Source organism: Candidatus Obscuribacterales bacterium (assembly GCA_036703605.1).
Taxonomy (GTDB): Bacteria; Cyanobacteriota; Cyanobacteriia; order RECH01; family RECH01; genus RECH01.
This window is the reverse complement of the sequence record DATNRH010000350.1, coordinates 1-1298: the sequence shown is the minus strand read 5'-3', so window position 1 is coordinate 1298 and position 1298 is coordinate 1. Positions and strand designations below refer to the sequence as shown.

Genomic DNA, 1298 nt, shown 5'->3' with positions numbered 1-1298 from the left:
ATATTGGATAGGTAGCCATTATCGATGCTTGGATTTGCCGTCATTTTGGTGGGCTCGCTATGTTTGGCGGCGCAAAACGTATTACTACGGGTTATTTTCTCTGAAAGTCCTATTCTTGGGCAAGGAGTGTGGGGTGGCTTCATTCCTCCTACAGTGGGCAATTCGGTGCTGGTGCTGCAGATGCGATCGCTGCTGATTTTGCCAGTGATGCTGATCCTAGCTCCATGGTTTTATCCGGGAACCCAGCAGGCTTTGAGAGCCTTGGTGAAGCCTGATCAGCGATCGCTCCTTTGGCGATCGCTGATCAGCAGTACGTTTTTATTTCTGTCGCTCACTTTTTTGTTTATTGCTATCGCTACTATTCCTGCTGGGACAGCGACGGTGCTGTTCTTCACTCATCCGGTGATCACCGGGTTGGTCTCTTGGCGACTATTTGGCGATCGCCCGAGTTGGATACGGTTAACCATGACCGGTACGGTACTTATGGGCAGCGTGCTGGTGGTGCCGATGGCGGGCGCGATCAGTGCTGATCAGATGTGGTTGGGCGTGGGTGCGGCGCTGGCAGCCTGCGTGACCTACTCTATTCAAGGCGTGCTGGCCCAGACCTGCTTTCGGACGATTCACCCCGTGCCGTTTACCGTGGTGAATTTTGTGGTCATGGCGGTGCTCTCTACCCTGGGTTTACTGCTGGTAACCATTGATGTACCCGCCGAGGCCTGGGGCGTCCTGTGGGGCATTAGCGCCCTAGCGTCGGCCCTCACCCTAGCGGGACAGCTTCTCTACAACGTGGGCATTCACTTGGTGAGCGCCGCTCTGATGTCGATTGTGGCGGTGAGTAATCCGGTATCCACCACGTTGATGGCCTGGATCTTTTTGCAAGAAACCCTCACCCTGCGCCAAGGCGTGGGCGTGGGCATCGTGGTTTTGAGTATTGCTATTTTAGGCTATGAAAAAGCCCAGCAGTCTCAGGTAGGTTCCAAGGTCTAGGAGGACAGGGGCAGGCCGGCCTGGCAAAGCGGACATTGATCCGGGGCGATCGCATCCATTCCCTCTAGGGGCATGAGAACCTCTACAGGACAGCCCAGATTGACCTCAAACAGGCCTTTGGTGACTAAAATGCCAACGCCTACCGGCTCACCACCTGCCTGCCTAACAATGTCCAGCAGTTGTTTTGCGGTGCCACCGGTGGTGGTGATGTCATCCACAACCAAGACACGATCGCCCGGGCTGAGATGAAAACCATCAATCAGGTGATAGCGGTGCTGGGTTTGCCGGGCGATGACCACCGGTACACCCAA

General features: G+C 55.3%; 2 protein-coding genes. One reads left to right on the top strand and one right to left on the bottom strand.

Features of this window, described 5'->3' with window-relative positions; translation table 11 throughout:
* Positions 1-24: 24 nt before the first annotated feature.
* A complete protein-coding gene (locus V6D20_07440) occupies positions 25-987 on the top strand; it encodes a DMT family transporter (protein HEY9815617.1) in 963 nt (320 codons plus the stop codon).
* Here the strand turns inward: V6D20_07440 and V6D20_07435 are convergent.
* Positions 984-1298 (bottom strand): phosphoribosyltransferase family protein (locus tag V6D20_07435; GenBank protein HEY9815616.1); only part of this gene is annotated, 315 nt, incomplete at its 5' end. The two genes, V6D20_07440 and V6D20_07435, sit on opposite strands and share 4 nt — an antisense overlap.

Bases quoted from the DNA above. Each gene is read 5' to 3' on its own strand.
- V6D20_07440 (HEY9815617.1), top strand. From the start codon at position 25: ATGCTTGGATTTGCCGTCATTTTGGTGGGCTCGCTATGTTTGGCGGCG.